This window comes from Billgrantia sp. NRB1 (assembly GCF_056921725.1).
In genome coordinates this window covers 1,765,401-1,791,726 of record NZ_CM167783.1, presented here as the reverse complement: position 1 = coordinate 1,791,726, position 26,326 = coordinate 1,765,401, and the positions used below count along the sequence as shown (strand labels likewise).

Here is a 26,326-nt window from a genome sequence, read left to right as displayed (position 1 = left end):
CGACAGTAGCCACCGATTGCGTCACCGGCGATAGTAGCGATTATTAGCCTGCAAACCGGTAACCCCCATGGACCTCCTGCGCCGCCACACCCTCTTAGTCATCCTCCTCGGTAGCCTCGTGATCTCCCTGGCCATGGGCCTGCGTCACGGCTTCGGGCTGTTTCTCGAGCCGATGAGCAGCGACCTGGGCTGGGGCCGGGAGGTGTTCGCCTTCGCCCTGGCGCTGCAGAACCTGATCTGGGGCCTGGCGCAGCCCTTCACCGGTGCGCTGGCCGACCGCTTCGGCGCCGCACGCGTCGCGGCGATCGGCGGGCTGCTCTATGCGGTAGGGCTGATCTTCATGGGGCTCTCGGATACCGCCCTGGGCATGTCGCTCTCCGCCGGGGTGCTGATCGGGCTGGGCCTGTCCGGGACCACCTTCTCGGTGATCCTCGGCGCGGTGGGGCGCGCCGTGGCGCCGGAGAAGCGAAGCATGGCCATGGGCATCGTCAGCGCCGCCGGCTCATTCGGCCAGTTCGCCATGCTGCCGGGGACCCTGGGCCTGCTGGAGTGGCTGGGCTGGTCGGCGGCCCTGCTGGTGATGGGCGCCATGGCGGCGCTAATGGTGCCCCTGGGGGGCATGCTGCGCGACCGCCCCTCGCCGCGCCGCGGCAGCGATATCACCCTGGGCGCCGCCCTGGACGAGGCCGCCGGGCATCGCGGTTTCTGGCTGCTCTGCCTGGGTTTCTTTGTCTGCGGGTTTCAGGTGGTCTTCATCGGCGTGCACCTGCCGGGCTATTTGTTCGACAGCGGGCTGGCGGTACAGGTGGGCAGCACGGCGCTGGCGCTGGTGGGGCTCTTCAATATCTTCGGCACCTACGCGGCCGGCTGGCTCGGCGGGCATCTCTCCAAGGCGCGACTGCTGGTCTGGCTCTATCTGGCCCGCGGGGTGGTGATCACCGCTTTCGCGTTCCTGATCCCCTTGAGCCCCGCCAGCACCTACGCCTTCGCCGTCGCCATGGGCCTGCTGTGGCTCTCCACGGTGCCCTTGACCAACGGTATCGTCGCCGTGGTCTTCGGCGTCCGCCACCTGTCGATGCTGGCCGGCATCGTCTTCCTCTTCCACCAGCTCGGCTCCTTCATGGGCGTCTGGCTGGGCGGCTGGCTCTATGACCTCACCGGCCACTATGATGAGGTCTGGAAGATCGCCATTCTGCTCTCGGTGGTGGCCGCCCTGCTGCACTGGTTCATCAGCGAAGCCCCGATTCACCGTCCCAGCTCCACGGAAGCCCAGGCATGACCTCTCTCGTCCTGATGCGCCTCGCCGCCGCCCTGCTCACCGCCTCTGCCCTGACCCTGGCGTGGTGGGGCTGGCAGGTCGCCGATGCCAGCCTGTTGCTGCTTGGCAGCCGACTCTGCTGACCGCCACGGGGAATGCAGGGTAACCCGCGACAGCGGTCGGCAATCGCCCTATACTGCACTGCAGCATATGCACTGACGGCGACTAGTCCGGTCCGGAACGGACTCACTGCCCGGCGCCCCTCAGGAATCGCAAAAGGAAGGCGAGATGATCGGGATCTCGGCGATTGCCATCGCCCTGCTGCTGTTGATGTTTCTGGCCTACCGCGGCCTCAGCCTGCTGATTCTCGCCCCGGCGCTGGCCGCGCTGGTGGCCCTGGTCTCCGTCGATACGCCATTGCTGGCCAGCTACACCCAGGTCTTCATGGGGGCCGCCGGGGACTTCATCGTCCGTTTCTTCCCGCTGTTCCTACTGGGCGCGGTTTTCGGCAAGCTGATGGAGGATTCGGGCAGCGCCGAGGTGCTGGCCAGTGCCATTGTCGAGCGCCTGGGCGATACCCGCGCCATCCTGGCGGTGGTGCTCTCCTGTGCGGTGATGACCTACGGCGGTGTCTCGCTGTTCGTGGTGGCCTTCGCGGTCTACCCGATCGCCGCGGCCCTGTTCCGCCAGGCCAACCTGCCCAAGCGGCTGATCCCCGGCACCATCGCGCTGGGCGCCTTCACCTTCACCATGACGGCGCTGCCCGGCACGCCGGCCATTCAGAATGCCATCCCCATGCCCTACTTCGGCACCTCGCCGTTCGCCGCGCCGGGCCTTGGCATTCTCACCGGCCTGGTCATGCTGGGGCTGGGGCAGGCCTGGCTGAGCCATCGAGCGCGCCAGGCCCGCTCGGCCGGCGAAGGCTACGGCGACCACCAGGGCGAGGCGCCCCAGGCCGGCCACCTGCGAGAGCGTGCCGCGGGCGAAGGCTTCGATCTGGCCGAGGTGGCACCACACCAGGCGCTTCGCGACCTGCCCTCGCTGTGGCTAGCGCTGCTGCCCATCGTGCTGGTGATCGCCCTTAACCTGCTGTTCACCGCGGTGGTGATCCCGGCCATGGACACCGCCTATCTGGCCGAGCCGGCCTTCGGAGCCACCAGCATCGAGTCGCTGCGTGGCGTCTGGTCGGTGATCGCTGCCCTGGTAATCGCCATCGGGGTCCTGATCCTCACCAATCGGAGGCGCCTGGAGGCGCTCACCACCACCCTCGACAGCGGCGCCAATGCCTCGCTGCTGCCGATCTTCAATACCGCCAGCCTGGTCGGCTTCGGCTCGGTGATTGCCTCGCTGGCGGCCTTCGAGACGATCAGCCTCTGGGTCACCTCGGTGGGGGGAGACAACCCGCTGATCTCGCTGGCCATCGCGGTCAACCTGCTGGCCGGCATGACCGGCTCGGCCTCCGGCGGCATGAGCATCGCCCTGGCCACGCTGGGCGACGCCTACCTGGCCATGGGTCAGGCCGCCGGCATCGCTCCCGAGCTAATGCACCGGGTCACGGCCGTCGCCACCGGCGGGCTGGATGCCCTGCCGCATAACGGCGCGGTGATCACCCTGCTCTCCATCTGCGGCCTGACGCACCGCCAGGCCTATCTCGATATTGCGGTGGTCGCCGTGCTGGTTCCCATCCTCTCGCTGGTACTGCTGATCACCCTGGGCACCCTGGTGGGGACTTTCTGAGGTCGGCAGGTGGCCCCTCTCGATCGGCTGTCTCGGTCCCGGCGACCTCACTGGTGAAGTCAATCTCGTTGATGTTTTCGTCGAGAAAGTCGAGCAGCGCCCGCACGGCGGGAAGCACGCCGCGCCGCGAGGGGAAGACCGCGTGCAGGATACCGCCCCGGGGTTCCCAGCCGGGAATCACATCGACGAGGCGGCCCGCCTTCAGGTCGTTGCCGGCGACCAGCAGGGCCAGCTTGACCACCCCCAGGCCCGCCAGCGCCGCCCGATGCAGGGTCTCGGCGTTGTCGGTGACCAGTCGGGGACGATGGCGAATCTGGGCGCTCTCCCCCTGGGGCCCGTCCAGCACCCAGAGGTGCTGCCGGTGGACCTGCTCGAAGTCCAGGCTCGGCAGCCTGGCCAGATCGCCCGGCGCCGGCGACCGGGGCCAGGATCGCGCCTCCAGTAGCAAAGGCGTGGCGACCAGCCGCTGGGGACTCTTCGACAGCACCTTCATGGAGAGGTCGCTATCCTCGAGGGGCGGAAAGCGCACCCGGATGGCCATGTCGAAGCCCTCCTTGATCACGTCCACCCGCCGGCTGGTGGCCTCTACTTCCACCTGCACGTCGGGACACTGGGCCATGAAGCGCACCAGCAGCGGGGTGATCAGGTAGTGGAGCAGGCTCGGCGGGCAGCTCAGGCGCACCGTACCCCTCGGCTGGGCGAGGTTGCGCTGGATCAGCGCCTCGGCCGCCTCCGCCTCCACCAGCATCGCCACGCAGTGGCGGTAGTAGGCCTGGCCCAGCTCGGTGATCGACAGATGGCGCGTCGAGCGATGAATCAGCCGGGTGCCCAGGCGCTCCTCCAACTGCGCGATGCGACGGCTCAGCTTGGACTTGGGAATGCCCAGGGCACGGCCCGCCGGGGCGAACCCACCATGATCCACCACCTGGACGAAATAGTAGAGGTCGTTGAGGTCCTGCATATCGTTAGGCCCTTATTGTCCTACCCATGGAACGCAGCGTGTAAATTATACCCTCTACCGCCACTTTCGTTCCTCCCATAGGCTTTCTGTATCGGGCTTACGCCTGCCATCCGAACAGGAGCCAGACCATGAAGACGATTCACGGCATCTACGGTGCCCCCCGCGGCCACTGGGTCGGCGACGGCTTTCCCGTGCGCTCGCTGTTCGCCTACGACCGCCACGGCGCCGACCACCTGAGCCCCTTCCTGCTGCTCGACCATGCGGGCCCCCGCGACTTCGCCCCGGCAAGCCGGCCGCGCGGCGTCGGCGCCCACCCTCACCGCGGCTTCGAGACCGTGACCCTGGTCTACCGCGGCGAGCTCGAGCATCGCGACTCCACCGGCAGCGGCGGGCGCATCGGCGAGGGCGACGTCCAGTGGATGACCGCCGGTGCCGGCATCGTCCACGAGGAGTTCCACTCCGAGACCTTCACCGAGCGGGGCGGCACCCTGGAGATGGTGCAGCTGTGGGTCAATCTACCGGCCACCCATAAGTCGGCTCCCGCGGCCTACCAGACCCTGCTCGATGCGGACATTCCCCGCGTGGCGCTGCCTGGCCGCGCCGGCGTGCTGCGCGTGATCGCCGGCAGCTATCGCAGCCATGAAGGCCCGGCCCGCACCTTTTCCCCGGTCGAAATGTGGGATCTGCGGCTAGAGCCAGGCGGCGAAACGTTCCTGAGGGTCCCCGAGGGGCACACCACCCTGCTGGTAGTGCTCGAAGGGACCGTGCAGGTCAACGGCGACGCCGTGGTGCGCGACGCTGGCCTGGTCTGCTTCGAACGCCAGGGCGACGAAATACACCTGGAGTCCAACAACGACGCCAAGTTGCTGCTGCTCGCCGGCGAACCCCTCGACGAGCCGGTGGTGGGCTACGGCCCCTTCGTGATGAACAGCGAAGCGGAGATTCACCAGGCCTTTTCCGATTTCCAGGCCGGCCAGTTCGGCCGCCTGGAGGGCTAGCGGCCCTGCCGCGGCCCACCGCGCCCGGCATCCCGCCGGGCGCATTTATCAACCTAGGAGGAAAGAGACCATGTCCTTTACCTACAATCGCCTGAACAAGGACGACGTCGCCCTGCTGATGGTCGACCATCAGTCCGGCCTGCTCTCGCTGGTGCGCGATTTCAGCCCCGACGACTTCAAGAACAACGTCCTGGCCCTGGCCGACATCGCCAAGTTCTTCGAGATCCCCACCATCCTCACCACCAGCTTCGAGGACGGCCCCAACGGCCCCATGGTACCCGAGCTCAAGGAGACCTTCCCCGACGCCCCCTACTTCGCCCGCCCCGGTCAGATCAACGCCTGGGACAACGAAGAGTTCGTGGCGGCGATCAAGGCCACCGGCAAGAAGCAGCTGCTGATCGCCGGCGTGGTGACCGAGGTGTGCGTGGCCTTCCCGGTGCTCTCGGCCCTGGAAGAAGGCTATGAGGTGTTCGTGGTCACCGACGCCTCTGGCACCTTCAACCAGACCACCCGCGATGCCGCCTGGGATCGCATGTCCCAGGCCGGGGCCCAGCTGACGACCTGGTTCGGTGTCGGCTGCGAACTGCACCGCGACTGGCGCAACGACATCGAGGGCTTCGGCGGCCTGCTGGCCGGCCACCTGCCCGCTTACGCCAATCTGATCCAGAGCTACACGGCTCAGAAGGCCTAAGCGCAAGGGGCCCGGCGCTGGCCGGGTCCTGCGCGCCTTCTCTCGACAGGCACTACAAACGGCCAAAGCCTATGCTGAACAAGTGCTGTCCGCTCTGCCCACTTCGACCTTTCGGGGAATTACGACAATGAGCAATCTCGTCACCGACGCCGACCCCTCTTCCTCCCTGGACTGCCCCATCGTCGACGGCACACGCCAGGTGCAGCATGTCGCACCGCGCACCGCCGATGTGGGCGGCATTCCCGTCAACCGCGTGCTGCCCTCGCGCCAGCGGCGCCTGATAGGGGCCTGGTGCTTCCTCGACCATGCCGGCCCGGCGGTCTTCAAGGGCGACTCGCGCGGCCTGCGCGTCGGCCCCCACCCTCACATCGGCCTGCAGACCTTTACCTGGATGATCGAGGGGGAGGTCCTGCACCGCGACAGCCTGGGCAACGAGCAGGTGATTCGTCCCGGCCAGGTCAACCTGATGACCGCGGGCCGCGGTATCAGCCACACCGAGGAGTCGGTGCCCGGCGACTCCCACCTGCATGCCGCCCAGCTCTGGATCGCCCTGCCTGACGCCCACCGCCGCACCGACCCGCGCTTCGACCACTACCCGACGCTGCCGCAGTGGCGCGAGGGAGAGGTGGAGATGACCCTGCTCACCGGCGAGTTCGCCGGTCACCGCGCGCCGACGCTGGCGTTCTCACCGCTGGTGGGCCTGGATCTCGCGGCGGCCTCCGCCGGTTCGCTGGCGCTGCCGCTGCGGGAGGCGTTCGAGTACGGCCTGCTGCCGCTGGAAGGCGAACTGCTGGTCGAGGGCGACCGCTTCGCCGTCAACGAGCTGGCCTATCTGGGCCGTGGGCGCAGCCGGGTCGCCCTGGAGCTGCCCGAAGGGGGGCGCGCCATTCTGGTGGGCGGCGAACCGCTGGGCGAGGAGATCCTGATCTGGTGGAACTTCGTTGGCCACAGCAAAGACGAGATCATCGAGGCCCAGCGCGACTGGGAAGCCGGCAGCGAGCGCTTCGGCAGCATCCCCCAGTTCGACGGCAAGCGTCTGACACCACCGCCCCTTCCCTGGAAGTCCTGAGCACACCGGTCGATCTCCCGCCACCCGAAGGCAGTCTGCCTCACCGGCGGGAACCCTTTCGCCCCCCTCGTGCGTCCTTGGGGGCACGCCGGGACAACCGTCACGGCGTGCCCCTTACGCGACATCCGAGGAGACACCGTCATGAGCACTGCAACCACTTCCACCACCGCTATTCGCGAAGCCGGATTGGTGGACCAGGACGCCCTGCGTCAACAGGTGCAGGAGATGTATCGCCGGGTGGCCAAGGATCCCCAAGGCGACTTCCACTTTGCCATGGGCCGTCCCCTGGCCGAAGAGCTGGGATATCCGCCTGCCGATCTGGATCGCATCCCGCCGCAGGCCCTGGAATCCTTCGCCGGCGTCGGCCACTTTCTGGCGCTGGCGAATATCCAGCCCGGCGAGAGGGTGCTGGACCTAGGCAGCGGCTCCGGCACCGATGCCTTTCTCGCCGCGCTCTACACAGGCCCCCAAGGCCAGGTCCTGGGCCTCGACATGACCGACGAGCAGCGGGTCAAGGCACAGCGCCTGGCCGGGGCAGCCGGGGTCAGCAACCTCAGCTTCCATGCCGGCTACATCGAGGCACCCCCCTTCGACGATGCCAGCATCGACGTGGTGATCAGCAACGGCGTCATCAACCTCTCCGCGGAGAAGGACCGGGTATTCGCCGAGATTGCCCGCGTGCTGCGACCGGGCGGCCGGCTGGCACTGTCGGATATCGTCACCGAGCGGCAGCTCCCGGAAAAGGTCAAGTGCGACGCCACCCTGTGGGCGGCCTGCATCGGCGGCGCCATGCAGCAGGACGACTACCGGAGCGCCATCAATGCCGCCGGGCTGCGGGTGGAGAAAGTGCAGGACAACCCTCAGTACCGCTTTCTCACCGATGCCGCCCAGGGCGCAAGCCGCACCTTTGGGGTGAAGAGCATCAGCCTGCTGGCCATCAAGCCTACCTGACCCGCACGGTGCCTTGCGGGGAGAGCCGCGAGGCACCGTCTCAAACAGCGGGGCAGGCGGACCACTGGCAAGGCCCTATCCCGCGGGTCACTTCGGCCACGGCGACTTTTCGGACAGCGCCTAACCATCTGGAGGAGCATCGACATGCGACCGGATGCGGTGAAGCGGCCTGGGGAGCCCCCATGGCGAGCGCTCGGTCGGCGATACCGCCGCCACCTCGTGCTGTTACGCACCGCCCTCGTGCTCGCCGCCGTGATCGTGGCGGTCCTCCAGCTGGCAGGCACACCGCCCCTGTGGTTGCAGCAGGGCTCGGACAGCGCGCTGGTGCTGGTGGCGACCTGCGTGATTTATGCGCTGGTGCTGGCGATTCCCTTCGTCCCGTCGGTGGAGCTCGGGCTGCTCATCATGGTGCTGTTCGGCCCACCCGGTGCCGCCGGGGCCTATCTTGCCACCTGCACCGGACTGAGCAGTGCCTACCTGATCGGCCGGCGCCTTGGCCGAGCCGCACCGCTTGACCGCATCACCCTGCTCAAGACATACCGCGCCCGGCTCAAGGCCCCCAGTGCGGGGCTCCCTGCCGGCCTGCTCCCCGTCCTATCGCTGATGACGCTGCTGAACATGCCGGGCAACACCGCCATCGGCGGCGGCGGTGGCATTGCCATGGCCTACGGCGCCGGACGACTGCTGACGCTCCCCGCCTTCCTTGCCACCGTAGCGGTCGCCACGGCATTTCTGCCTCTCGCCTTCGTCACCGGCCTGATCGGCCTCGAACGCTGGGTAGGCTCATAGCCAGGTCGCGCATCGAGCAGAGCGAGGCACGAGGCGACATTACCGCCCCCCTCGCCAGCCGCTATACTGACGGGGCAAGGGCCGCCAGCGCCTGGCAGCTCCCCAGGCGACGTGCGAGCCGTCGCTGCGCCGGCTCTGCACCCGCTACGGCTTTGTCTACTACGGTGAGTGGGAGCGCATCCTGGGCAGGACGCCTCGCCGGCGGGGCCCGGACCGACGGGGCCAAGCGACGGCACCGTGCCGATCACGCCATACTGCGTGAAGCTGAACAGGTACTCGCCACCCCCGGCGGCGACCTCGACCGCCCGCCACCAGGCTGCCAGGCTGTGGGCCGGCAACCCGGCCTGCGCCGCGACCTCCACACGTGAGCGAAGAAAGGGCAGCCAGTCTCCGCTCAGGTCCAGGGCGACGAAGGGGAATGCCGACACCGCCTGCAGGCCGGCGGCGCGCAGGAGCGCTACCAGCCTGCGGCCAACGCGACCATCCACCTGGCGGTCCACGTTGGCCTGCACGACCCGGCGCGTGACCTCGGGATCACCCGGGTAGACGGCCAGGGTCTCCCAGTCCGCCTCCACACAGAGGATGCGTCCACCCGGACGCACGACCCGGCGCATCTCCGCAACGGCCCGCTGCGGGTCGTGCAGGTGCAGCAGTACCCAGCGGCAGAGGGCGGCGTCGAAACCGCCGTCGCGATAGGGCAACGCACGGGCGTCGCCTGCCTCCGTCAGCACCCGGTCCAGCATGCCCGCCTGCCGGGCCCCACGTCGGGCGTGTTGGAGCAGGCCAGGCGAGAGGTCCAGGGCGTGCACGCTACCCTGGGGACTCAGGTGCCGGGCGAGCTCGACGGCCATGTGGCCGGTGCCGGCGCCGACGTCCAGGATGCACTCCCCGGCTCGGGGCGCGAGCAGGGTCAGCCAGCGCTGCCTGGCGCAACCTTCGGAGGCGGTAGCGTCGAGTTGCCGGAGCCGCTCGGCCGCGGCCTGCACGGCTTCCGGGCTGTCCAGGGCGCTCCAGCGGTCACTACGGGAGGTGCGCATCGGCAATCCTCCAGGCCTCGTCGAAGGCGCGGTGGATCCATCGGCGGCGCGCCTCGCTCTCCTCTCCGCCAAGGCCGTCCGCCAGCACGAACCCCAGCTGACAGAACACCCGCAGCCAGCCGAGCTCCCAGGCCGTCTGAAAGGCCGCCCGGTTCACCGACCGCCCATGCCGCGATTCGAGGTGATCGAGATAGGCATCGCGCAGCCAAAGCCGATCATCCGGCGCCCGTCCGTCGTTCGGCGGGTAGGCCCAGTAGTGCAGGAACCAGTGCCAGGCCAGGTCGGCCGCGGCCGACCCACGTGCCGCCAACTCCCAGTCGAACAGCACGACCCGCTCCTTCATGAAAGCGATGTTGGCACGGCGGAGGTCACCGTGAAGCAGCGTGGGGGGATGATCGTCGAGGGCGGAGACGATATCCCGCCAACGCCGCAGCAGCGTCAGATAAAAGTCGGCATTGCGATTGCCGGCGGCTTCCAGAAAGCCAGGAAGCAGGACGCGGGGCACCTGGAACTGCTCGGCGCTGCCTGCCGCCCATTCGACCGATGCCCGCCCCGTGGCTTCGTGGAGCGCGATCTCCACGAGCAGGGCGGTGGTGGCGGCCAGGTCCCCGATGCCCTCCCGGGATCTCTCCGGGCCTCCCCAGTGCGCCGCGTGCAGGCCCGCCATGGCCAGGAAGAGTGACCGGGTGTGCGCCTCGGTCCAGCCACTGCGGGCGACGATGCCCGGAGAGACATCTTCCATGAGCAGCCACCACTCGTCCCGCTCCGGGTGAAGGCTGGCGTCCAGGGTGGGATTGGCCAGTGGCGCCGGGAGCCGGCGCGTCGTCCCGGCAAGCCAGGCGGCCGCTTCGCCATCGTGGCCAAGCGCCTCCCGAAAGGCGCGCTGGCGGGGGATGACCTTGAGGACAAAACTGGCGCCATCCGCGCAGATCAGGCGGGTGACCGTAGCGCCGGTACGGCCGCCATCGAGGAATTGCGCCTTCGCCGGCTCGGAGAACGATGGCGGACGTCCCGCTCGGCTCAATGCCTCGGCCAGACGGGCGGTGTCTGCCGGCGTGGTGAAAGGGGTTTGAGTGTGCGCTTCCATGGGACTCCTCCCGACAGCGGGACACGGGATGAGTGTCGCTTGTCTGTGCGGCCCCGGGGGGCCGCACAGACACTCGCTGCCTGTCGGTGGTGGAGAGCGTAACGTCGTGGCGTCACTCCCCTTCGTACATGGCATCGATCTCCTGGCGAAAGGCGTCCATGTCGTACTGGGAGCCGTTGAGCAGGGTGCTCCACTTGCGGATCAGCGCGGCCGTCGCCAGGGCCTCCCGGATCTCGGCGTCGGTGGCACCGTGCGCCTCCGCTCCCACCGTGTGGGAGTAGACGCAGTAATCGCAGGGAATCTGCGCCGAGACGGCGAGGGCGATGAGCTCCTTCGTCTTGCCATCGAGCGCCGAGTCCGGGTCGCCAATGACGGACTGGATGTTCTGCCAGGCCGCTTCGACACCCTGCTCGGGGTAGGTGTCCCGCACGAAGTCGGGCGCCTCGCCGCTATACGCCGGCACGGAGAAGCCGCCGGCGGTGGCCAGGGCCAGTGTCATGGCTGTTGTGATCAGGATGGTCTTCATTGCTGCCTCCCAGGAAACCTGTCGTTTCCAGTCAGCTCGGTGTGTGTCGATCGGTCCAGCGCCGCGATGGGTGATACCGCAAGGGCCAACGACGCCCGGGTGGGGCGACCGGCCCCCTTCACCCAGAGCTGGACAGGGTCAGGAGAACACCCGGACGTTGGAACGAGCGTGGGAACGGGGGTGGAAATGGCAAAAAAATTATCGAGCAGGGAGATGGCGATGGGCGGTGGCCTCCGCTTCCCGGGCCGCGTGTCGCGCTCGGGCGGAGAGAGGACGGGAGGCGTCGGCCCGCAGGCGCGCCAGATGAGCCAGCGCCGAGCCTCGGTCACCCGCCGCCAGGGCGACCCGGAGGAGCATGGCGTGCGCCAGGCTTCGCTCGTTCGCCTGATCCACCGCCTCGGCGGCCTGCAAGGCGGCCTCGGCCCGCTGTCGGGCAGCCTCGACCCGGCCCGCCTGCCAGTCGCTCCAGGCCGCCAGGTTCTGCACGTAGGCGATCATCCACCGGCTATCCGCCATGTCGAGCTGCGCCAGGGCCAGGTCCAGCCGGGCCACGGCCTCTCGTTCGCCGCGTTGCAGCCTGGCGAGCGCCTCGAGGGCGCGGGCGAAGGGCGCCTCGGCTCCGCCGCCCAGGGTGTCGGTGACGGCTTGCAGGGCGCGGCAGCACGCCAACGCCTCGTCCGGATCCTGCCGCTCCAGCGCGATCATGGGCAGCCGGGACAGACAGTAGCACTCCCACCAGGGCGTCCGATCACGCCTGGCGAGCACCAGCGCCTGTTCGATATGCGCCCTCGCCTGCAGCAGCTCGCCGCGGTGGTGGCTAACCAGGCCGAGGGCCAGAGGCAGTTCGCAGCCGAGTTCCCGAACGTCGAGCTGCTCGGCGAGGTGCTGGGCCTCTTCGGCGAGCTGGGCCGCCCGATCCATATCACGGCCGAGCATGCCGAGGCAGCGGGCCGTGTCGGCCACGGCCTGGACCACGGTGGCAGGCTCGGCCATGCGTCCGGCGCGTTCGGCACGCAGCGTGAGATCCAGGGCATCGCTGTAGCGGCCGCGCAGATAGAGCAGCACCCCGATCAGGTAGAGCCCGTCATGCACCTGCGTGCTCATCCCGCTCGCCCGGGCGTCCGCCACGAGGGTACGCAGCCGGTGCTCCAGATCGGGCGGCTGAAACGCCTCCATGCCGGGATGGATATAGAGCTCCAGCAGTTCGAAGGCGCGCTGCAACCGGATGTCGTCGGGCAGCGGCTCGAGATGCTCCTGGCCCTGCCGCGCCAGGGCCGCGGCCTCTTCGTAGGCGTGGATCCGCAAGGCGTGGCGCCCCGCCGCCGCACAGGCCTGGGCGGCGAGGGCGTGATCGCCCCCCTGGCCGGCATGGTAGGCCACTTCACCCGCTGAGGACGCCTCCAGGGGAGGACGGCGCGCCGGATCTCCGCCGACCTGTGCCGGGAGGAGGCGCTTTCGAGACCACAACCGCGACGGCTCGAGGCTGCGCGCCAGGCTCCTGGCGATCTGCAGGTGGATGAGACGCCGGCGGGGTTCGGACAGGGCGTGGTATGCCACCCGACGAATCAGGTCATGGGTGAACTCGTAGCGCCCCTCCTCGGTTGCGCGCAGGATGGCGCGGCGCTCCAGATCCTCCAGACCGAGCAGCAAGGTGGTGCATGGCAAATTCAGCACCGCCGCCAGTCGATCCGGATTGAGTCGCCGCCCCAGTGCCGCGGCCCAGGGCAGCAGCGTGGCCGCCTCCTGGCCAACGCCTGCCAGGCGACCGGCAATCAGACCGCCCAGGGTGCCCCCCAGCAGCGGCTGGCCGCCCCGGTGAGCGCGGGCGATCTCCAGGGCGAACAAGGGATTACCCTCGGATTCGCGGAAGACGTGGTCGCCGTCCACCTCCGGTGCCACGCTGTGGGCGACCCTCGCCGTCTCGGCGGCGGAGAGTGGCGACACCCTGAGTTCCCGCAGGGCGCCATCGCGGCGCAGCGAGTGAACCAGGCGCTGCGCCGCCGGATTGCACGCCAGCTCCCCGCCGCGAGCCGCCAGGAGGAAGGCGATCGGATAGCCGGCACAAGCATGAAGCAGATAGTGCAGCAGCGCCGTCGAGGCCTCGTCGAACCACTGCAGATCGTCCAGGATCACCACCTGGGCCGGGCCACGGCGGGCCGTGTCGATCAGCCACTGGGCGACCGCGTCGAACAGGCGGTTACGATCCCCCTCCTCTTCGATCGCGGGTCCCAGCTCGGGCAGTAGAGCGGCGAGTACCTGTCGCCGGGAGGCGGGCAGAGAGGTGGTGGGTGTCGGGAGCGAGCGCAGGGCGTCGATCCAGGGGGCGTAGGGGCGCATCGCATCCAGTTCGTATGCCCGTCCGCGCAGACCCTGGGAGCCCTCCTCACGCAATCGGGCGGCGACCTCCTGCAGGAGACGCGACTTGCCGATCCCCGGGTCGCCGCTGATGAGCAGCGGGAGGCCCTCCTCCAGGGTCTCCCGTATGCCCGCCAGCTCCCGCTGACGGCCCACCAGGGAGGAGGCAGTCGACGAGGGCACCGGCATAGGCGAGCCGGTATCGCGAGCAGGCGGGATCCGGCGCAACTGCCGAGCCAACGCGTCCAGGCGTGGCGAAGATGTCTGCCCGAGTTCGAGCTGCAGCATGCGCCGGCACTGCTCATAACGCTCCCGAGCCTCGGCGGTCCGCCCCATCGCCTGCAGCAACCTGATCAGGTCGGCGTGGGCATCCTCCCATAGGGGATCGAGCAGGAGTCGATCCCGGGCGTACGGGAGTGCGGCCTCGGGCTGGTCCTCGAGCCGTTGCACCAGCGTCTGCAGCACCCCGTCGTGCAGCTGAAGCAGGGCCTGGCGTTCCGCCACGCACCAGGCATCGAAGCGGTAGCAGTCGGGGAGATCCAGGCCCTCCAAAAACGGGCCTCGAAGCAGTTCCGCTGCAAGGCGAAGTTCCGCCGTGGCCACCTCCTGCGGGTCAGACGGGATCAGCTCGCGCACCCGCGCGACATCCAGGGCGACATTCCTGGCACAGATGCTCACATAGTCGCCCTCGGTGACCAGGCGTTGGGCGCTGTCGTCATCGAGCAGAGGGCGGATCTTGGCCAGGCACCAGCGCAGCTCCGCGCGGGGGTCGGCGGGGCCGTCCCAGAGCAGGTCGCAGAGATGGGCCCGGGCGTGGGGCTGACCCGAGGTGACCAGGTAGGCCAGCAGTGCGCAGGCCTTGCGCGAGCGTGGCAGCACGACAGGAACGCCATCCCGGAGCACCTCCGACTTCCCCAGAAGCCGGATCTCCAGCCGCGGCCCATCCGACGTCGCCATGCCGCCCGCCCCGACGATTAAGCGGACGGAGGTGCCAACCCTTCATCGGTGGGCAGGACCATCGCCCGCCAGACCTGCTCGAAGGGGTAGCCCGCCGTGCGGTACGCCATGCGCACCGACTCCGCATCCGCGGCCTGGAAGGTACAGATCATGCGGCGCCGATCATGGGAGAGATAGCTGCGCAACCACTGGACCCTGTGGTCCTGAAGGCAGGGCCCGAGACGCTCTCCCATGTGCGCCAGATCGCTATCCGACATCGGCTCGTCGAAGGTGCGCTCCATCACGAGATAGGGCATGAGACTCCCTCCCTCAGGCTATCGGCAGAATTGACGACCCCATACTACAGGTCTAGCAGAGCGACAGCAGCGCCGCCCGGTCTTCGCCACCCTGCGATGACCGCCAGGTTCGGGCGAGTTGCTACAGTGCAGGAGACGGCCTCGAAACGCCTCCGGGACACCTGGGAGGGTGCCTGACGACTCGCGGTGCCATGCCACTTGGGACGACAAGGGAGGGAGCGCTATGCCGAACATCCTTCGCGCTACCAGCCTACTGGCTGCCATGGCCCTGACGCTGGCCCTGCTGTCAGGGTGTCAGGTCGTCAGCCGGGGGCACGAGGCCATGCTGGTCCTCGGGGATCTTGCTGCGGGCAGCGATGAGAGCCGCCTCAAGCAGCGCACCGACGAGCCGGAACGCACCGATCTGCGCTACGAGGTGGACGGCCGTGAGTACGTAGCAGACCAGTACCGGCCGGACGATCCTCACCGGGGCCACCTGATCCTAATGCATGGCTTCACCCAGGAGGGCCGTCGCGATCCCCGGCTGGTGGAGTTTGCCACCACCCTCTCCCGGGCCGGCTTCACGGCCTTCGTCCCGGAACTGGAGGGTCTGCGGGACTTTTCCATCAGCAGCCGAGAGGTGGAGGCGATCGCCGATGCCATTCGCTATGTCACGCTCGAGGCGCCCGAGCCGGCAGACCACACCTCCCTGGCCGCCATCAGCTTCGCGGTGGGACCGGCGGTGATCGCCGCCATGCAGGAGGACACGGCACAGCGGGTGCGCTTCCTGATCTCCGTGGGCGGCTACTATGACCTGACCGACATGCTGCGCTACGTGACCACCGGCGACGACCGCGGCGGAGCCGGCCTGGAGGCACCGCCGCCGCAGCGGGAAGGGCGCTGGGCGGTCCTGTTGAGCCAGCTGCACTGGCTGGACGACGAGAACGACCGGGCGCTGCTGGACACCATCGCCAGGCGCAAGCTGGAGGATCGCCATGCCGACGTGGCGCCCGAGTCCCGTCAGCTGAGCGACCAGGGGGCGGCCCTCTACGAGCTGGTCACCAACGAGGACCCGGAGCGGGTGGAGGCGCTGGTCGAGGCGCTGCCGCCGCGGCTGCGCGAGGAGCTCGGCGAGCTGGACCTGTCACAACGCGACCTCGACACGCTGGCAGCGCAGCTGGTACTGATTCACGGGCCCGACGATCGGGTGATTCCGGTCAGCCACAGCCAACGCCTGCGCGACGCCCTGCCGGCGGGCCAGGCGCGCCTGTTCAAGGCCGGCGGCCTCGACCATGTGGAGATGACGCCGGGACTGCGCGATGGCTGGGGGCTGTGGCGCGCCACCTACCATGTGCTGGCGCTGGGGGAACACAACTAGGCGCTGTCCGAAACCTGGCTGCGCTCGGCGAGCAGACAGCGACGCACAGAGCGCCTACACTGCACCGCACCATTCTTGGCCTTCGATTCACAGCCGACAAAGGAGACGTCATGACACGCAAGGCGTGCAAACGCATCGATCTGGCACTGCAGGGCGGTGGATCACACGGAGCGCTGACCTGGGGCGTGCTGGACCGCTTGCTGGAAGAGGAGCGACTGGAGATCGACGCCGTCAGCGGCACCAGCGCCGGTGCGATGAATGCCGTGGTGCTCGCCGACGGACTGCACCGGGGCGGTCGTGACGGCGCCCGTAACGCCCTGCATCGCTTCTGGAAAGGGGTCAGCAATGCGGCACGCTTCTCCCCCATCCAGCGCAGCCCCTGGGACCGGCTGATGGGGAACGACAGTCTCGACCACTCGCCAAGCTACCTGTTCTTCGAAAGTCTCACGCAGCTGGTCGCTCCTGCCAAGCTCAACCCCATGGGCTTCAATCCGCTGCAGGATCTGGTCAGCGAGCTGGTCGACTTCGAGCGGGTCAACGCCTGCCGCAAGGTCAAGGTGTTCGTCACCGCCACCAATGTCCGCACCGGTCGCGCCACGATCTTTCGCCAGCCCGAGCTGACCGCCGACAGCGTGATGGCCTCGGCCTGCCTGCCGTTCATGTTCCCGGCCGTGGAGATCGATGGCGAAGCCTACTGGGACGGCGGCTACAGCGGCAATCCGGCGCTCTACCCGCTGGTCGACGATCAGGGCTGTCGCGACCTGGTGGTGGTCCAGGTCAATCCCCTGGTGCGGCGTACGCTACCCGACAGCGCCCGGGACATCGTCAACCGCGTCAACGAGATCACCTTCAACTCGAGCCTAATCAAGGAGCTGCGCAGCATTCAGCTGCTGCAGCAGCTGATCGACGCCGAGGGGCTGGAGCTGGAGGCCTACCGCGCCATGCGCCTGCACCTGATCCATGCCGAGCACGACGTCGAGGAACTCAGCGCCTCCAGCAAAATGAACGCCGAGTGGGACTTCGTTTCCCGCCTGCATGCCCAGGGACGCCGCTGGGCCGACCAGTGGCTAGCGGCCCACTTCGATGCGCTCGGCGAGCGGTCGACCTTCGACCTGAACGCAGTCTTCCAGGACACCTTTCGCCCGTGCCAGGCAGCAGCGCCTGCCAAAGACGACGAAGCCAACGCCGCCCATGGCAAACTGTCCGACAGGCATCAACCCTGAGCCCTCCCCTCCGCGAGGCGCGCCAGCAGCCCCGGTAGCGCCGCCTCCAAGTCGAGGTCGGGCAACGCCTGCTCCAGGGCGATATGGGCCTCGGGGCAAAAGCGTTGGGGATCGCCGATGGCGTCCTGGAAGGCGTTGACCACCGCCACCAGAGCCTCCGGCGTTTCCCCCACCTGCATGGCACCGTGAACCAGCATCGCCATATCCTTACCGCCCCGCACCCGCCGCCAGCGCTGGGCGGTCCCCACCAGCTTGCGCTCGACGATGCGGACGTTGAAGCGGCCGTCACAGTAGGCACCGGGGGCCGCCCCTAGATCGGCCCCCTTCACGCCCAGCGCCTCGAGCCAAGCGCACCAGGGCTCTCCAAGCCGGCGATAGCCCCACTCCAGATGAGCAGCAGAACTGCCTACCCGGCAGCGCTGCGCCAGGGCCACGTTGACCACGGCCGGACATTGCGGCACCGGGGTGCCGCCGGTGGAGCGAAACTGGATCGGCCAGCCCCGCTCGCGCAGCCCCTCCCTCGCCTCGGGAAAGCCCGACAACCGCTCATGGCGACGCGGCATCACCAGGGCACGGTCGTGAGGCGACCAGGCCAGCAGGGCGAAATCGCCCTCCCCCTGGCAGATCGACTCCAGTAGCGCTTCCTCGCGAGCCAACCCTTCTGCCACGCTGAGTCGCTGCAAGCAGCGACCGATCTCCTCGATCGACGGGGCTGCCGACATGGCATCACTCCTGATAGGGCAGTTCATGGTCGTAGGCGTCGCCGGGGAGCCCCTCGATACGCTCGCCAAGGGCATCGAGGAAGGCCGCCGCCGGCGCCCCATTGACGGCGCGGTGGTCGAAGGTCAGCGACAGGCCGATCACCTCCACGGCGCGCCAGCCGTCCGAGTCTGGCACGGCCCGAGTTTCCACACCACCGATGCCGAGGATCGCCACCTGGGGCAGGTTGAGCAGCGGCGTGAAGTGGTGCACTCGGGAGCGCCCCAGATTGGTGACGGTAAAGGTCGCGCCGGTGAGCGCCTTGACGCCGAGCCCACCGCTGCGGGCCTGTTCGGTGAGCGCTCGGCGCGCCTCGGGCAGCTCGCCCAAGCGCAGGGCCTGGGCATCGAAGAGCGCCGGGGCCACCAGCAGATCGTCGGGCAGCGGAATCGCCAGGCCCAGGTGCACCGCGGCATGCCGGGTGATGCAGTTCTCCTCGAGGGTGGCATTGAGGGCCGGGAAGTCGCCCAGGGTCTGGACAGTCAGGCGCAGCAGCAGATCCTGCAGCGAGGGCACGGCGAGCCCCCGCACCCGGCAGTGATCGCGCAGCGCCTGAAGGGCATCCAGGCGAGCGCTGGCATGATGGGTCAGCTGGGCCGACTGCTGCAGGCTCTGCAGCATCTTCGAGGCGATCATGCCACGCATGCCGCGCAGCTTGATCGGCGCCGTCTCGGCCGCCGCCCCCTCGGGGGCGGGCACTTGGGTTTCTGGAGTCTCCAGTCTCATCTCCAGCCTCCTTAGGCGTCCAGGGTGGCGATCAGGGTCCCCTTGCTCACCACCTCGTCCTCTTCCTTGACGATGCTCAGCCGGCCCGCGGCCGGCGCCTCGATCTCGTACTGGGCCTTCTCCACCATCACTTCGGCGACCAGGTCGCCCTGGGCGACCTCAGCGCCGTCGTTGACCAGCCAGGCGGTGATCACGCCTTCGGTCTCGCCCTCCCAGAGATCCGCGGGTACGGTGATATCGGTCGTCATGGGAGTCTCTCCTCAGTTGTCGGTCAGCATGTGATGGAAGGCGGCGACGATCTTGTCGGCATTGGGCAATGCCCACTGCTCCATGGTCGGCGCGAAGGGAATGGGAATGTCCGGGTAGGCCACCCGCTTGGGGGCGGCGCGCAGGCGGCAGCCCGGGTGCTCGGCGACGCTGGCGATGATCTCGCCGCTGACGCCATAGCTGTGGTAGTCCTCGTCCACCACGATCAGCCGGCCGGTCTTGGCCACCGACTCGCGGACCGTCTCGCGATCCAGCGGCACCAGGCTACGCAGGTCGATCACCTCGGCCGAGAAGCCCTCCTCTTCCAGAACCTGGGCGGCGCGCAGGCAGTGATGCACGCCGGCGCCGAGGCTGACCAGGGTCAGGTCGCTGCCTTCCCGGGTCACCGCGGCCTTGCCGATCTCCACGGTGTAGGCCTCCTCGGGCACCGCCACGGTGGCGCCCTTCTCGGTGCCCAGCCAGCCCATGCCCTGCAGCGCCTTGTGGTACATGAAGACCACCGGGTTATCGTCCCGGATCGCCGCGGTCATCAGCCCCTTGGCGTCATAGGCGTTGCTCGGCACCACCACCTTCATGCCCGGCAGGTGGGCGAAGGTGCCGTAGAGGCACTGGGAGTGCTGGCCGGCATCGGAGTAGCCGCCGCCGGTGGAGGTCATCAGCACCATGGGCACCGGGACCTTGCCGCCGGAGAAGTAGGTGTTCTTGGCCATCAGGTTGTAGATGGCGTCCATGCAGACGCCGAAGAAGTCGACGAACATCAGCTCGACGATGGGACGCATGCCGTCGGAGGCGGCCCCCACGGCGGCGCCGATAAAGGCGGTCTCGGAGATCGGCGTATCGCGGATGCGTTCCGACCCGAACTCATCGAAGAGGCCCCGGGTATTGCCGAAGACCCCGCCGAGGGGTCCTACGTCCTCGCCCATCACGAAGACCCGCGGGTCGGCGCGCATCTCCTGGGCGGTGGCCTCGGCCATGGCCCGGGCGATGGTCAGCTTGCGGCTAGAGCTCTTGGTAGTCGTGTTCATAATCGTTGCTCCCGGTTAGACGAAGACGGTTTCGAGGGCCTGCTCCGGCGGCAGGAAATCGCTCTGCTGGGCAAAGCGGATGGCCGCCTCGACCCGCTCGTGGGCCTCGGCCACCAGGTCGGCATCAGCCGCCTCGTCGAGCACCCCTGCCTCGAGCAGAGCCGCGCGGTAGCGGGGAATGGGGTCGGCAAGCCCCTCCTTCTCGCCCTTGGGCCGATAGTCCTCGCCGTCGCCCATGAAGTGGCCGGCAAGCCGGGATGTCTCGATCTCGATCAGGCTCGGCCCCTGCCCCTCCCGGGCCCGGGCGATGGCCTCACCCGCCGCGGCATAGACGCCCTCCACGTCGTTGTCGGCCACGTGATGGCCCGGCATGCCGTAGGCAGCGGCCCGCACGTCGTTGCGCGGCACGGCGGTGGCGGCCTGCTTGGCCACCGAGATCCCCCAGGCGTTGTCCTCGATAACGAAGACCACCGGCAGCTGCCATACCGCCGCCAGGTTCAGCGCCTCGTGGAAGGCTCCCTGGTTGGCCGCGCCTTCGCCGAAAAAGGCCACCGCCACCCCGGGCTTGCCCTGCATCTGGCGGGAGAGCGCCGCCCCCACCGCAGGGCCCAGACCCTCGCCGATGATCCCCGAGCAGGAGAAGTTCACCGCCGCGTCGAAGAGGTGCATATGACCGCCGCGGCCACCGGCCAGCCCGGTGGCCTTGCCGAAGATCTCGGCGACCATGGCGTGCAGGTCGACCCCCTTGGCCACGGCGATATGGTGGGGACGGTGGGTAGCGGTGACGATGTCGTCCGCCGTCAGATGGGCACAGACCCCCACGGCGCAGGGCTCCTGGCCGTTGGAGAGGTGCATCTCCCCGGGGATGGGCCCCTTGGCCATGTTGAACACCGGGCTCTTGCCCTCCATATAGAGCGCCTCGATGCGCTCCTCAAGGTAGCGGCTCAGTACCATATGGCGGTACATCCAGCGCCGCTGTTCGGCTGTCGGTTGCATGGCTATCTATCCTCTTAAAGTTCGCCGCGTGACATGCGCTCGGCCATGTAATCGGCCTGACGAATGGTCAGGGCAACGATGGTCAGGGTCGGGTTTTCCGTCCCACTGCTGGTGAATTGGCTGCCGTCGGAGATGAACAGGTTGGCGATATCGTGGGACTGGCCCCACTGATTGACGACACCATCCTGGGCATTGGCATGCATGCGATTGGTGCCCATGTTGTGGCTGGCCGGATAGGGCGGAAGATCATTCACATGGTGCGCACCGATGGCCGAAAACAGCTCCCTGGACATCCGGTAGGCGTGGTTGCGCATGCGCGTATCGTTGTCGTGATCCACCTTGTGCACCACCGGTACCGGCAAGCCATATTGATCCTTTTCCGAGGGGTGCAGGGTGATGCGATTGGTCTCCAGGGCGAGGTCTTCCCCGCAGATCCAGAACCCCGCCATCCGGCTGTAGTTCTCCATGGACTGGGCGAACTGGCGTCCCCAGCCATTGGCTGCCCCCGGATCCAGGAATGCCGCCATAAAGGGCAACCCCAGGTGCAGCGCCTCCAGTTCGTAGCCACCGACATGACCGCGGACGGGTCGTTACCCTCCCACTCCGTGACGATGCCGGGCACCACGGTGCTGCGCTCCATGTGCACTGGGTGGTCGAACTCCGCGTAGGAGCCACCCGTCACATGGGTCATGTAGTTCTTGCCCACCTGACCCGAGGAGTTGGCCAGCCCATCGGGAAACAGGCTGGAAGCGGAGTTGAGCAGGAGACGCGGAGACTCGATGGAGTTGGCCGCCACGGCGACGATGCGCGCCCTCTGGAACCGCTCCATCCCATCGGCGTCGACATAGAGCACACCGGTCGCCTTGCCGTGCCGGTCATGCTCGATCTTGAGGGCCATGCAGTTGGGCCTGACCTCCACGTTTCCGGTGGCTTCGGCCTTGGGAATTTCCGCGTACATGGTCGACCACTTGGCGCCGAAGCGGCAGCCCTGCATGCAGAAGCCGGTGACCTGACAGGGCGCCCGCCCGTCGAATGGCACGGTATTGATTGCCAGGTGTGCCTGCTCGCAGCGGGCGCCGATCTTGTTGGCACCGGCTTCGATGACCTGATAGTGGGTGCTCTTGCCATGAAAGGGCATCCCGGTGGCTTCGGTGCCGCATACCCCCATCTTTTTTTCTGCCAAGGCATAGTAGGGTTCGAGGTCCTGCAGCGATAGCGGCCAGTCCTCCACGTTGGCACCGGCGATGGCGCCGTTGAGCGTTTTCATCTTGAACTCGTGCTCCTGAAAACGCATGGCGACACCGGCCCAGTGGATGGTGGAGCCACCGACCCCCTTGACGATCCAGGCGGGCAGGTTGGGAAAGTCCTCGGCCAGACGCGACGGCCCCACCAGATTGCGCTGGTCCAGCCAGCTGATCTTGTTGAACATCCCCCATTCGTCGTTTTCGATATCTTCCATGGTGAAGCGCTTGCCGGCTTCGAGCACCACCGAACGGATGCCCTTTTGCGCCAGCTCATTGGCCAGGGTGCCACCGCCGGCGCCGGAGCCGATGATCACCACGAGGCTGTCGTCATTCAGATCGAATTGCCTACTCATACACTTGTGCCCCTCTGTTGTTATCGCGGCCTTGTTATCGTTGCGTCGTTATCGGGCCATGGACGGCGACTCATCGTTACCCACGCCCGATCACAGCCAGTCCGGCGTGGCGTCGAAGCCGCGGTGGAGATAGCCCCCCTGCTCCCAGGAGGAACCTCCATAGCCGAATTCGGGCCACAAGGCAGGATTGTTGTAGAGCCCCATCATCAGGCTCCCCTTGACCTTGGCGAAGAACGCCGTGTGCTGGATCTGCTGCAATAGCGCTTCGCGTTCGGCATCATCCCTGACCCCGGAATAGTCGCTGCCGTGGGCAGCACGGGCATGGCGATCCAGGTCGTCGAGCCCTCTGGCGACCAGCTCCCGGTGCTCTTCCAACAGTGGCTCAAGCGGCTCCAGGTAATAGCGATCCGCAATCGCTTCGTGGGGGTAGATATCCCGCCCCATCCGCAGCAGACGTTGGGCCAGGTCGGGCTCGGCCAGGGCCCAGCGCGGCAACAGGCCGGTGGCACCCAGTGCCAGGGTTCCGGCGGTCAGGGCGCCGGTGAGGGTAAGGAAGCGGCGACGGCTCAGCGTCGCTCGAGGGGAAGCGGTCATGGCATGACTCCTCATCTTATTATTCGCAGGCCCGCCGAGGCGATGGCCACACTCATGCCATGGCAGCTTCCGTGCCAACCTGAGGAAGATGAGAATCAAGCCACTGATAGAAAAGAGAAAAACGGATCGATATCGACCCTGCGACAAGGGCCTGAACGGCATGGAGTGTGACAGCGGGCCGGACACTTCGTGACAGCGCCGTTTACAGGCAACGTTACAGTTGTAAAGGGGGCGACCAAGGTCGTATCTCGATCGTCTGAACAGCGACTTACCTTGACACCATGACAATCACAACGACCGAGACCGGCAGAGGCACGCCATGACCGCCAGCCTGAGCCAACGCCAGCACGTCGAGACCATCCTCGAGTCCTTGAATCGCCCCGGGCCCCAGGGAGAAAGCGCCATCATCGAGCGCTCCTGGAGGCGCTGTATCGACCGCTATGGCCTCGATCCGGCCCGACCCACCCCGGCCCGCTACGTCCCCGGCGCCACCCTGCGCGAGCATCAGGACCAGGCCGATGACCTGCTCCAGGTGGCCCGCGCCGGGGTCGAGCAGCTCTATCGCCAGGTGGCCCCCCTGGGGTATGTGGTGCTGCTCACCGACGCTCGCGGCATCGCAGTGCAGTTCCTCGGCGCCAAGGCCGACCAGCGCGAACACCAGCGCACCGGTCTCTACCTGGGTGCCGACTGGAGCGAATCCCATGCCGGTACCTGCGCCGTAGGCACCTGCATCCACGAACGCAGCGCGCTGACCTGCCACCATAGCGATCACTTCAGCGCCCACCATATTCGCCTGACCTGCACGGCGGCGCCGATCTTCGACCCCCATGGCCGACTGCTGGCAGTTCTCGATATCTCCGCCTACCAGTCCCCGGCCACCAAGGACTCCCAGACTTTTGCCCTGCAACTGGTGAAGTACACCGCCAAGATGATCGAGGACGCCTATTTTCTGCAGCGCTACAGTGACCACGCCATCGTCTGCCTGGACCGCTCCCGGGAGTTCGTGCAGATCAATCGCCGCTACCTGCTGGCCATCGAGGAGGATGGCAGCCTGGTGGCGGCCAATACGGCGGGACGCAAGCTGCTGCGTCATCACGAACTGCCACTGCCCGAGGCGAGTGGAGCACGCCCCTTCAAGGCCTGGAATATTCAGGACCTGCTCGTTGCCCAGGTGGACGAAGTGCTGGCCATTCCCCAGCACAGCGACGACCGCGTTCAGGCGTTCCATACCCGACGCCACCGGGAGATCCACTTCGCCACCCTGATCGAGCCGCCGCGACACGCGCCCGGGGCCACCACCTCGGCCCGCGACACAAGCTTGGCGCCCCTGGAAGCCTTAGCCGACGATGACCCCAGCATGCGCGACACCCTGACTCGAGCGGCCCGGCTGCGCAACGAGCCGATCAACATCCTGATCATCGGCGAGACGGGCACCGGCAAAGAGCGCATGGCCCGAGCCCTGCACGAATCCAGTCAACGCCACGACCAGCCCTTTGTGGCCATCAACTGCGCGGCGATGCCGGAGTCGCTGATCGAGAGTGAGCTGTTCGGCCATGAGCCCGGCAGCTTCACCGGCGCCCGCAGCAAGGGCATGAAGGGCCTGATCACCCAGGCCGACGGCGGCACCCTGTTTCTCGACGAGATCGGCGACATGCCCCTGCAGCTGCAGACTCGCCTTCTGCGGGTCCTCGCCGAGCAAGAAGTGCTACCCATCGGCGCCAGCCGCCCCATCAAGGTGGACCTGCGGGTCGTCGCCGCCACCCACCGGGACCTGCGCGAACTGATCGCCGCCAGACGCTTCCGCGAGGACCTCTTCTACCGCCTGAATGGTGCCAGCCTGCGCCTGCCGCCCTTGCGCGAACGGGCCGACAAGGGCTACCTGATCCGCCGGATCTTCGCCGAGCTCAACCACGAACGCGGCGGCCGGGCAAGGCTGCGCGGCGATGCCATGAGCGCCCTGCTCGCCTACGCCTGGCCAGGCAATATCCGCGAGCTGCACAACGCCCTACGCTATGCCCTGGCCACCGGCGACGGCGAGGAGGTGGTGGTCGGCGACCTGCCGGAGGAGTGCCTGCACGGCCAGTTCGCCCACCCGGCGGCCGGCCGCCCCGCCGCCACCGGCATCGAGACGGCACCGACCGACCAGGGCCTGTCCACTCCGCGCCCACTGGAGCAGGACCTGCTCTACCGGGCGCTATGCCGGCAACAGTGGAATATCAGCGCCGTGGCTCGGGAGCTGGGACTGTCGCGCCCCACCATCTACCGGCGCATGAAACGCCTGGGTATCGTGCCGCCCAATCAGCAACCGCCGGGCTGAACCCAGGCCCGGGACTCCTCACGCCTCACCCTCTACCGGCGTATGAAACGCCTGGGTATCGTGCCGCCTAACCAGCAGAACCCGCGAATGCCGGGCTGAACCACCCTCGCTCAGGCCGGCTCGGCAATGGGCCGCCCCACGCTGAGTGACTCGATCAGCTCGGCGGGGAAGTCGCGGAAGGCGGCGTCCGCCTGGACACCCAGGCCATCGAGGATCCGGGTAAAGAAGGCCCGCGCCGCCACCACGGCGACGATATCGAAGATCTCGTCGTCGCCGAGGCCGTGCCCCCGCAGGGTGGCAATATCCTCGGCAGTCACCGCCTGGGCCCGGCAGGCCACCTTGGCGGCGAAGGCCATCATGGCCCGCTCCGCCTCGCTCAGGACCGCCGCCTCGCCCCTCGCCACCGCCAGGGCCGCCGTCCTGCCCAGCAGTCCCGACAGCGCCTGGGCATGGGCCAGGGCGCAGTAGGTATTGCCCAGGGCCCGGGCGGCGGCCAGGGTCACCAGCTCGAAGCGGCGTGGCGCCATCGGCCGGCGAATGGTCGCCTGCAGGGCCGCCCAGCTCGCCATCACCTCGGGGCGATGGCTGAACGCCCGGGCGTAGTTGGGTAGATAGCCGAAGTGGGCCGCCTGGCGCCGGTACAGTTCGCGGACCTCGCCCTCGGCCTGCTCCGGTGGAATGGTATCAATGAAGCTCATGACTCGCTCTCCTGTGGAGGGTGAGGATGGGCCGGCCCGAGGCCGCCTCGCGACC

The 26,326-nt window shown here is 67.9% G+C and carries 25 protein-coding genes and 1 pseudogene; 11 read left to right on the top strand and 15 right to left on the bottom strand.

Annotated elements, in window-relative coordinates; all coding sequences use genetic code 11:
- Positions 1 to 67 precede the first annotated feature (67 nt).
- The 3 genes from ACZIYR_RS08095 to ACZIYR_RS08085 all read left to right on the top strand — a co-directional run bounded on the left by ACZIYR_RS08095 (position 68) and on the right by ACZIYR_RS08085 (position 2,995).
- Positions 68 to 1,279, top strand: a complete 1,212-nt coding sequence (locus tag ACZIYR_RS08095; RefSeq protein ID WP_483528835.1) for an MFS transporter — start codon at positions 68 to 70, stop codon at positions 1,277 to 1,279.
- The gene (locus tag ACZIYR_RS08090) at positions 1,276 to 1,401 is read left to right on the top strand and encodes a hypothetical protein (RefSeq protein ID WP_483528834.1); all 126 of its coding nucleotides are present in this window, start codon (positions 1,276 to 1,278) and stop codon (positions 1,399 to 1,401) included. Before ACZIYR_RS08095 ends, ACZIYR_RS08090 begins: the two co-directional genes overlap by 4 nt.
- Positions 1,402 to 1,546: 145 nt before the next feature.
- On the top strand, positions 1,547 to 2,995 hold the full coding sequence (locus tag ACZIYR_RS08085; protein ID WP_483528833.1) for a GntP family permease: 1,449 nt from the start codon (positions 1,547 to 1,549) through the stop codon (positions 2,993 to 2,995).
- Here ACZIYR_RS08085 and ACZIYR_RS08080 read toward each other — a convergent pair.
- Positions 2,964 to 3,956, bottom strand: a complete 993-nt coding sequence (locus ACZIYR_RS08080) for a LysR substrate-binding domain-containing protein (protein ID WP_483528832.1) — start codon at positions 3,954 to 3,956, stop codon at positions 2,964 to 2,966. The genes ACZIYR_RS08085 and ACZIYR_RS08080 overlap by 32 nt on opposite strands.
- A 128-nt stretch (positions 3,957 to 4,084) precedes the next feature.
- Between ACZIYR_RS08080 and ACZIYR_RS08075 the strand changes: the two genes are divergently transcribed.
- The 5 genes from ACZIYR_RS08075 (at position 4,085) to ACZIYR_RS08055 (ending at position 8,454) form a co-directional block, all read left to right on the top strand.
- Positions 4,085 to 4,954, top strand: coding sequence for a pirin family protein (locus ACZIYR_RS08075; RefSeq protein ID WP_483528831.1), 870 nt, complete (start codon positions 4,085 to 4,087; stop codon positions 4,952 to 4,954).
- A gap of 70 nt (positions 4,955 to 5,024) precedes the next feature.
- A complete protein-coding gene (ycaC, locus tag ACZIYR_RS08070) occupies positions 5,025 to 5,645 on the top strand; it encodes an isochorismate family cysteine hydrolase YcaC (RefSeq protein WP_483528830.1) in 621 nt (206 codons plus the stop codon).
- Between the two features lie 127 nt (positions 5,646 to 5,772).
- Positions 5,773 to 6,714, top strand: coding sequence for a pirin family protein (locus tag ACZIYR_RS08065; protein ID WP_483528829.1), 942 nt, complete (start codon positions 5,773 to 5,775; stop codon positions 6,712 to 6,714).
- 141 nt (positions 6,715 to 6,855) lie between these two features.
- On the top strand, positions 6,856 to 7,665 hold the full coding sequence (locus ACZIYR_RS08060; RefSeq protein WP_483528828.1) for a methyltransferase domain-containing protein: 810 nt from the start codon (positions 6,856 to 6,858) through the stop codon (positions 7,663 to 7,665).
- Between the two features lie 144 nt (positions 7,666 to 7,809).
- Positions 7,810 to 8,454 (top strand): hypothetical protein, encoded by a 645-nt coding sequence (locus ACZIYR_RS08055; protein WP_483528827.1) that lies wholly within the window; start codon positions 7,810 to 7,812, stop codon positions 8,452 to 8,454.
- 527 nt (positions 8,455 to 8,981) lie between these two features.
- Here the strand turns inward: ACZIYR_RS08055 and ACZIYR_RS08050 are convergent.
- From ACZIYR_RS08050 to ACZIYR_RS08030, 5 genes and pseudogenes are all read right to left on the bottom strand, one after another.
- Positions 8,982 to 9,491, bottom strand: a pseudogene (locus ACZIYR_RS08050) (methyltransferase domain-containing protein); the annotation flags it as partial.
- Positions 9,475 to 10,578 (bottom strand): phosphotransferase family protein, encoded by a 1,104-nt coding sequence (locus ACZIYR_RS08045; protein ID WP_483528826.1) that lies wholly within the window; start codon positions 10,576 to 10,578, stop codon positions 9,475 to 9,477. The gene ACZIYR_RS08045 and the pseudogene ACZIYR_RS08050, both read right to left, overlap by 17 nt.
- Before the next feature lie 112 nt (positions 10,579 to 10,690).
- Positions 10,691 to 11,104: a carboxymuconolactone decarboxylase family protein gene (locus tag ACZIYR_RS08040; protein WP_473033268.1), complete on the bottom strand. Its 414-nt coding sequence runs from the start codon at positions 11,102 to 11,104 to the stop codon at positions 10,691 to 10,693.
- 198 nt (positions 11,105 to 11,302) lie between these two features.
- Positions 11,303 to 14,416: an ATP-binding protein gene (locus tag ACZIYR_RS08035; RefSeq protein ID WP_483528825.1), complete on the bottom strand. Its 3,114-nt coding sequence runs from the start codon at positions 14,414 to 14,416 to the stop codon at positions 11,303 to 11,305.
- A gap of 17 nt (positions 14,417 to 14,433) precedes the next feature.
- Positions 14,434 to 14,712 (bottom strand): nickel-binding protein, encoded by a 279-nt coding sequence (locus ACZIYR_RS08030; RefSeq protein WP_473033265.1) that lies wholly within the window; start codon positions 14,710 to 14,712, stop codon positions 14,434 to 14,436.
- A gap of 223 nt (positions 14,713 to 14,935) precedes the next feature.
- On the opposite strand from ACZIYR_RS08030, the gene ACZIYR_RS08025 reads away from it, so the two are divergent.
- Positions 14,936 to 16,069, top strand: a complete 1,134-nt coding sequence (locus ACZIYR_RS08025; RefSeq protein WP_483528824.1) for an alpha/beta fold hydrolase — start codon at positions 14,936 to 14,938, stop codon at positions 16,067 to 16,069.
- 110 nt (positions 16,070 to 16,179) lie between these two features.
- Positions 16,180 to 17,292 carry a patatin-like phospholipase family protein gene (locus ACZIYR_RS08020; RefSeq protein ID WP_483528823.1) on the top strand — a complete coding sequence of 371 codons (1,113 nt, stop codon included), beginning with the start codon at positions 16,180 to 16,182 and terminating at the stop codon, positions 17,290 to 17,292.
- On the opposite strand, the gene ACZIYR_RS08015 is transcribed toward ACZIYR_RS08020, so the two are convergent.
- The 8 genes from ACZIYR_RS08015 to ACZIYR_RS07980 all read right to left on the bottom strand — a co-directional run bounded on the left by ACZIYR_RS08015 (position 17,283) and on the right by ACZIYR_RS07980 (position 23,256).
- Positions 17,283 to 18,014, bottom strand: coding sequence for a lipoyl protein ligase domain-containing protein (locus ACZIYR_RS08015; RefSeq protein ID WP_483528822.1), 732 nt, complete (start codon positions 18,012 to 18,014; stop codon positions 17,283 to 17,285). The two genes, ACZIYR_RS08020 and ACZIYR_RS08015, sit on opposite strands and share 10 nt — an antisense overlap.
- A 4-nt stretch (positions 18,015 to 18,018) precedes the next feature.
- Complete coding sequence (locus tag ACZIYR_RS08010) at positions 18,019 to 18,777, bottom strand: 2-oxo acid dehydrogenase subunit E2 (protein WP_483528821.1); 759 nt, start codon at positions 18,775 to 18,777, stop codon at positions 18,019 to 18,021.
- 11 nt (positions 18,778 to 18,788) lie between these two features.
- On the bottom strand, positions 18,789 to 19,025 hold the full coding sequence (locus tag ACZIYR_RS08005; protein WP_483528820.1) for a biotin/lipoyl-containing protein: 237 nt from the start codon (positions 19,023 to 19,025) through the stop codon (positions 18,789 to 18,791).
- Positions 19,026 to 19,037: 12 nt separating this feature from the next.
- Positions 19,038 to 20,069 carry an alpha-ketoacid dehydrogenase subunit beta gene (locus ACZIYR_RS08000; protein WP_483528819.1) on the bottom strand — a complete coding sequence of 344 codons (1,032 nt, stop codon included), beginning with the start codon at positions 20,067 to 20,069 and terminating at the stop codon, positions 19,038 to 19,040.
- 15 nt (positions 20,070 to 20,084) lie between these two features.
- Complete coding sequence (locus ACZIYR_RS07995) at positions 20,085 to 21,065, bottom strand: thiamine pyrophosphate-dependent dehydrogenase E1 component subunit alpha (protein WP_483528818.1); 981 nt, start codon at positions 21,063 to 21,065, stop codon at positions 20,085 to 20,087.
- A gap of 14 nt (positions 21,066 to 21,079) precedes the next feature.
- A complete protein-coding gene (locus tag ACZIYR_RS07990) occupies positions 21,080 to 21,412 on the bottom strand; it encodes a GMC oxidoreductase (protein WP_483528817.1) in 333 nt (110 codons plus the stop codon).
- Positions 21,316 to 22,662: a GMC family oxidoreductase gene (locus ACZIYR_RS07985; RefSeq protein ID WP_483528816.1), complete on the bottom strand. Its 1,347-nt coding sequence runs from the start codon at positions 22,660 to 22,662 to the stop codon at positions 21,316 to 21,318. Before ACZIYR_RS07985 ends, ACZIYR_RS07990 begins: the two co-directional genes overlap by 97 nt.
- Before the next feature lie 90 nt (positions 22,663 to 22,752).
- Positions 22,753 to 23,256: a gluconate 2-dehydrogenase subunit 3 family protein gene (locus tag ACZIYR_RS07980; protein WP_483528815.1), complete on the bottom strand. Its 504-nt coding sequence runs from the start codon at positions 23,254 to 23,256 to the stop codon at positions 22,753 to 22,755.
- Positions 23,257 to 23,575: 319 nt separating this feature from the next.
- On the opposite strand from ACZIYR_RS07980, the gene ACZIYR_RS07975 reads away from it, so the two are divergent.
- Entirely contained in the window at positions 23,576 to 25,573 is a 1,998-nt protein-coding gene (locus ACZIYR_RS07975) for a sigma-54-dependent Fis family transcriptional regulator (RefSeq protein WP_483528814.1), read from the top strand.
- A gap of 110 nt (positions 25,574 to 25,683) precedes the next feature.
- Here the strand turns inward: ACZIYR_RS07975 and ACZIYR_RS07970 are convergent, their stop codons facing one another.
- Positions 25,684 to 26,271, bottom strand: a complete 588-nt coding sequence (locus tag ACZIYR_RS07970) for a carboxymuconolactone decarboxylase family protein (protein WP_483528813.1) — start codon at positions 26,269 to 26,271, stop codon at positions 25,684 to 25,686.
- Positions 26,272 to 26,326 lie beyond the last annotated feature (55 nt).